Raw genomic sequence first — 5,613 nt, forward strand, 5'->3', positions numbered from 1 at the left:
CTCGGTGACGTCGTCGCGGTAGCGCTTCTTCAGCGCGCTGCGGGCGAACACCGAGCCGGAGCCGACCGAGTGGAAGCTGTGCTCCTCGTAGCGCCCGCCGGTCACGTCGTACGAGAAGATCCGGCCCTTCTCACGGTCGACGTCGTACCCGGCGAACAGCGGGACGACCGCCAGGCCCTGCATGGCCATCGCCAGATTGCTGCGGATCATCGTGGAGAGGCGGTTCGCCTTGCCCTCCAGGGAGAGCGTGGCGCCCTCGACCTTCTCGAAGTGCTCCAGCTCCAGCTGGAACAGCTTGACCATCTCCACGGCGAGGCCCGCCGTGCCGGCGATGCCCACCGCCGAGTACTCGTCGGCCGGGAAGACCTTCTCGATGTCGCGCTGCGCGATCATGTTCCCCATGGTCGCCCGGCGGTCGCCGGCGAGCACCACCCCGCCGGGGAAGGAGGCCGCGACGATGGTCGTGCCGTGCGGCGCCTCGATGGCGCCCTGCAGCGGCGGCAGGCTGCGGTTGCCGGGAAGGATCCCGGGTGAGTGGTCGGACAGGAAGTCCATGAACGAGGACGAACCCGGCGTCAGGAACGCAGCTGGTAGACGCCCGGTGCTACGAGTGTTGGCTTCCACGCGTTTCCCTCCAGGTGTGCGATGGCCCTGCGCAAGGAGGCAGGATCATCCCCCGACTCGCCGATGGCCTGATTGCGGTTGAAGCAGTACGCCACGGACCCTACCCGCCCGGTGACGGTGATCAACATGGTCCCCGGTGCAGAAGCGCTTCCGCGGGATGCCCCGGTATGAGCGAGGCATCCCACGGAAGGCGCCGTGCCGGCGGCGCGAGGTCTCCGGCGAGCGGTCCGGGCCGGATCTCCGGCTGTTACTCGCCGCCCTTTTGAACGAACGAACGAACGAAATCCTCGGCGTTGGACTCGAGGACGTCGTCGATCTCGTCGAGGACGTCGTCGACGTCGTCGCTGAGCTTCTCCTGCCGCTCCTTGAGGTCCTCGGACGCCTGTGCGTCCTGCACCTGCTCCTCGGTCTCCTCGGTGGAGCGTGTCGCCTTCTGCTGTCCGCCGCCGGTGTCCTTGGTCGCCATGTAGCTCACCCCGCTCGGTTCGAAGCACTTGATCAGACCCTACCTATGGGGTCCGACATCGGCCCGGTACTTTCCTCAACGTCCGGAGGTCATCTGATTGATTCCCAGCCGGAGGGCCTTTCAGCCCCCCGTCAGCGTCCGGACCAGCTCTTCCGCGGTGCGGCAGCGGTCCAGCAGCTCCTCGACGTGACTACGTGTACCTCGCAGCGGTTCCATGGTGGGCACCCGTTGCAGCGAGTCACGGTCCGGCAGGTCGAAGATGACCGAGTCCCAGGAGGCCGCGGCGACGTCGTCCGCGTACTGCTCCAGGCAGCGGCCCCGGAAATAGGCCCTGGTGTCCTCGGGCGGCTTCGTACGGGCCCGCTCGACGTCGCTCTCGTCGAGCAGCCGCTTCATCTTCCCCCGGGCGGCGAGACGGTTGTACAGGCCCTTGTCGGCCCGTACGTCGGCGTACTGCAGGTCCACCAGGTGCAGGCGCGGGGCGTCCCAGTCCAGGCCGTCGCGGCGCCGGTACCCCTCCATGAGCTCCCGCTTGGCGATCCAGTCCAGCTCCCCCGACAGGCTCATCGGGTCGTTCTCCAGGCGGTTCAGGGTGTCCTCCCAGCGGGCCAGGACATCCTTGGTCTGCTCGTCGGCGTCGGCCCCGTACCGCTCCTCGACGTACTTGCGGCCCAGTTCGAAGTACTCCATCTGCAGCTGTACCGCAGTGAGCGTGCGGCCGCTACGGAGCGTGATCAGCTGCTTCAGGGCCGGGTCGTGCGAGACCTGGTGCAGGGTGCGGACCGGCTGGTCGACCGCCAGGTCCACCTTGATGAAACCGTCCTCGATCATGGCCAGGACCAGCGAGGTGGTGCCGAGCTTCAGATAGGTCGAGATCTCGGAGAGGTTCGCGTCGCCGATGATCACGTGCAGTCTGCGGTACTTCTCGGCGTCGGAGTGCGGTTCGTCACGGGTGTTGATGATGGGGCGCTTGAGCGTGGTCTCCAGGCCGACTTCGACCTCGAAGTAGTCGGCGCGCTGGCTGATCTGGAATCCGTGCTCGTGGCCGTCCTGGCCGATGCCGACCCGGCCGGCACCCGTGACGACCTGGCGGGAGACGAAGAACGGGGTCAGGTGGCGCACGATGTCCGAGAAGGGGGTCTCCCTCTTCATCAGGTAGTTCTCGTGCGTGCCGTAGGACGCGCCCTTGTTGTCGGTGTTGTTCTTGTAGAGGTGGATCGGCTGGGCGCCGGGGATCGCGGCGGCCCGTTCGGCCGCCTCCGCCATCACCCGCTCGCCGGCCTTGTCCCACAGCACCGCGTCCAGCGGATTGGTGATCTCCGGTGAGCTGTACTCGGGGTGCGCGTGGTCGACGTACAGCCGCGCACCGTTGGTGAGGATGACATTGGCCAGGCCGATGTCCTCGTCGGTGAGCTGGCTGGAGTCCGCGGTCTCACGGGCGAGGTCGAAGCCTCGCGCGTCGCGCAGCGGATTCTCCTCCTCGAAGTCCCAGCGGGCACGGCGCGCCCGGTGCATCGCCGCCGCGTAGGCGTTGACGATCTGGGATGAGGTGAGCATGGCATTGGCGTTGGGTTGACCGGGGACGGAGATCCCGTACTCCGTCTCGATGCCCATCACTCGCCGTACGGTCATGCGGCCCTCCTTGCCCGGCGCCGCTCCCGTCCGGGAGCGGCGCTCAAGTACCGCTGCTGGTCCGCGGTGCCCGTCCCCGCACTGCGCGACTCGGCGGTACGGCAGAGCCTAGAGCGCCTCTGCGCCGGTGGGGAGATCAATTGCGTCATTCTTCGGGTGTGGCCGGCGCTGCCGGGAAAACGTCCGGCTGCGGATACCCTGCCGGGCATCCGCAGCCGGTCTGCGTTTTACAGGTACTGTCCGGTATTCGCCACCGTGTCGATGGAACGACCGGTGTCCGCGCCCTGCTTTCCGGTGACGAGTGTGCGGATGAACACGATCCGCTCGCCCTTCTTTCCGGAAATCCTGGCCCAGTCGTCCGGGTTGGTGGTGTTGGGCAGGTCCTCGTTCTCCTTGAACTCGTCCACGCACGCCTGGAGGAGGTGGGAGACGCGCAGGCCCTTCTGGCCCTGCTCGAGGAATGCCTTGATGGCCATTTTCTTTGCCCGGTCCACGATGTTCTGGATCATCGCTCCGGAGTTGAAGTCCTTGAAGTACAGGACTTCCTTGTCGCCGTTCGCGTAGGTGACCTCGAGGAAGCGGTTCTCCTCGGACTCCGTGTACATCCGCTCCACCACGGACTGGATCATCGCGTGGGCGGCGGCCTCCTTCGAACCGGTGTGCTCGGCGAGATCGTCCGAGTGCAGCGGCAGCGAAGGTGTGAGGTACTTCGCGAAGATGTCCTTCGCGGCCTCCGCGTCCGGACGCTCGATCTTGATCTTCACGTCGAGACGGCCGGGCCGCAGGATCGCGGGGTCGATCATGTCCTCGCGGTTGGAGGCACCGATGACGATGACGTTCTCCAGGCCTTCCACACCGTCGATCTCGGCGAGCAGCTGGGGGACGATGGTGTTCTCCACGTCCGAGCTGACACCGGAACCACGGGTGCGGAAGAGGGATTCCATCTCGTCGAAGAAGACGATGACGGGGGTGCCCTCGCTCGCCTTCTCCCGGGCACGCTGGAAGACGAGGCGGATGTGCCGCTCGGTCTCACCGACGTACTTGTTGAGGAGCTCGGGGCCCTTGATGTTGAGGAAGTAGCTCTTCCCCGCGGGCTGTCCGGTGACCTCGGCGACCTTCTTGGCCAGCGAGTTGGCGACGGCCTTGGCGATGAGTGTCTTGCCGCAGCCTGGAGGGCCGTAGAGCAGGATGCCCTTCGGCGGACGCAGTTCGTGCTCCTTGAAGAGGTCCGGGTGGAGGTAGGGGAGCTCGACCGCGTCGCGGATCAGCTCGATCTGGTCGCCCAGGCCGCCGATCTTTTCGTAGTCGATGTCCGGGACCTCTTCGAGGACGAGTTCCTCGACCTCGCTCTTGGGGACCACTTCGTAGACGTAGCCGGACCTGGGTTCGAGCAGCAGGGCGTCGCCGGGACGGATGGTGATGTCCAGCAGGGGCTCGGCGAGCCTCACCACCCGTTCCTCGTCGGTGTGCCCGACGACCAGGGCGCGCTCGCCGTCCTCAAGGATCTCCTTGAGGGTGACGATGTCCCCGGCCCGCTCGAATTCCATGGCCTCGACCACGTTGAGCGCCTCGTTGAGCATGACTTCCTGGCCTCGCCGGAGGCCGTCGAGCTCGACGCTGGGGCTCACGTTCACCCGGAGCTTGCGGCCCCCGGTGAAGATGTCGCAGGTGTCGTCCTCATTGGCCTGCAGGAAGACACCGAAGCCGGCCGGCGGTTGCGCGAGCCGGTCGACCTCCTCCTTGAGGGCCACGATCTGGTCGCGGGCCTCCCGGAGTGTGCCGGCGAGCCGCTCGTTCTGCGCGGACACGCCCGCCAGGCTGGTCTGCAACTCGACGATCCGCTCTTCGAGAATCCTCGTATGACGCGGAGAGTCGGCGAGCTTACGTCGCAGGACGGCGATTTCCTGCTCGAGAAAGGCAACCTGGCCGGCTGGGTCTTCTGACCCCCGCCCGGGCCGGATGCCGCGGTTGATGTCGTCGTCGTGGGCTGCCACGGTCCTCACCTCCTCCAAGGGGAGCTGGACGCTTCCTGACCCTACCTGGGTGGGTGGTGATTGAAACCCCTAGATCACAAAGACCCGTGAGTGTGTCCGATCTTCACCCTTGCGCCCTCCCTCACGCCAAGGGAATACCCACCCTTCGGCACCGGAAAGCAGCCGGTTGTATCGTCGAAGCGTTCAACACCCGTCAGGGCTGGCTTCAATTGGTGCAGATACGCAGGGAACGGCAGGACACATGACCGTGCAGCAGGACGCTCCGGGCGACAGCGACACACAGGACCTCGAGGTCTGGATCGACCAGGACCTCTGTACGGGCGACGGCATCTGTGTGCAGTACGCACCTGAGGTGTTCGAGCTGGACATCGACGGCCTGGCGTACGTGAAGAGCGCCGAGGACGAGCTCCTCCAGGACAAGGGCGCCACCACACCGGTGCCGCTGCCCCTTCTCCAGGACGTGGTGGATTCGGCCAAGGAGTGCCCGGGCGACTGCATTCACGTACGCCGCGTTTCGGACAACGTGGAAGTCTTCGGACCGGACGCGGAGTAAGGGCTCAGGCGCCCCGCGCGGTGCTCCCGGCAGGGCCGGCCGACTTGATGAAGGCGTTGCCCTTCCACTGCCAGGTCGCGCTCTCCAGCTCGTCGGGGCAGCAACGCGGTACGTCGGCCGAGGAGTAGCCGAGCAGGGTCGCCGAGATCCGGCCGTCACGGACGGTGAAGTCGGTGACGTTGAGTTTCTGAGCGGGGTCCACCAGGGTCGCCACGACCCGGGGTGCGGCCCCGCTCGGCTGCGTCACGACGTAGATGCCGCTGGGCGGAGTACCGGATCCGGCGGCGCAGCGGACGACGGCCACCGTCTCGGGCCCGCCGTCCCCGTCGAGGTCCCCGGCGGCG

Annotated in this window: 5 protein-coding genes and 2 pseudogenes; 1 reads left to right on the top strand and 6 read right to left on the bottom strand. The window is 66.7% G+C overall.

What is annotated here, in order from left to right:
- From prcB to arc, 5 genes and pseudogenes are all read right to left on the bottom strand, one after another.
- On the bottom strand, window positions 1-624 hold a 624-nt coding region (gene prcB / locus VN520_RS28625), incomplete at its 3' end, for a proteasome subunit beta (RefSeq protein ID WP_325749854.1).
- A pseudogene (locus VN520_RS28630) lies at window positions 576-753 on the bottom strand (endonuclease domain-containing protein); the annotation flags it as partial. The pseudogene VN520_RS28630 and the gene prcB, both read right to left, overlap by 49 nt.
- A 118-nt stretch (window positions 754-871) precedes the next feature.
- Window positions 872-1,090: a ubiquitin-like protein Pup gene (locus VN520_RS28635; protein WP_014044990.1), complete on the bottom strand. Its 219-nt coding sequence runs from the start codon at window positions 1,088-1,090 to the stop codon at window positions 872-874.
- Window positions 1,091-1,210: 120 nt separating this feature from the next.
- A complete protein-coding gene (gene dop / locus VN520_RS28640) occupies window positions 1,211-2,722 on the bottom strand; it encodes a depupylase/deamidase Dop (protein ID WP_325749855.1) in 1,512 nt (503 codons plus the stop codon).
- A gap of 227 nt (window positions 2,723-2,949) precedes the next feature.
- Window positions 2,950-4,716, bottom strand: coding sequence for a proteasome ATPase (arc, locus tag VN520_RS28645; protein ID WP_325749856.1), 1,767 nt, complete (start codon window positions 4,714-4,716; stop codon window positions 2,950-2,952).
- Between the two features lie 241 nt (window positions 4,717-4,957).
- Between arc and VN520_RS28650 the strand changes: the two genes are divergently transcribed.
- Window positions 4,958-5,269, top strand: a complete 312-nt coding sequence (locus tag VN520_RS28650; protein ID WP_325749857.1) for a ferredoxin — start codon at window positions 4,958-4,960, stop codon at window positions 5,267-5,269.
- A 4-nt stretch (window positions 5,270-5,273) separates the two neighbouring features.
- Here the strand turns inward: VN520_RS28650 and VN520_RS28655 are convergent.
- Window positions 5,274-5,613: pseudogene (locus VN520_RS28655) on the bottom strand (hypothetical protein); the annotation flags it as partial.

The sequence above is a fragment of the Streptomyces sp. genome (genome assembly GCF_035563135.1).
Classification (GTDB): Bacteria; Actinomycetota; Actinomycetes; order Streptomycetales; family Streptomycetaceae; genus Streptomyces.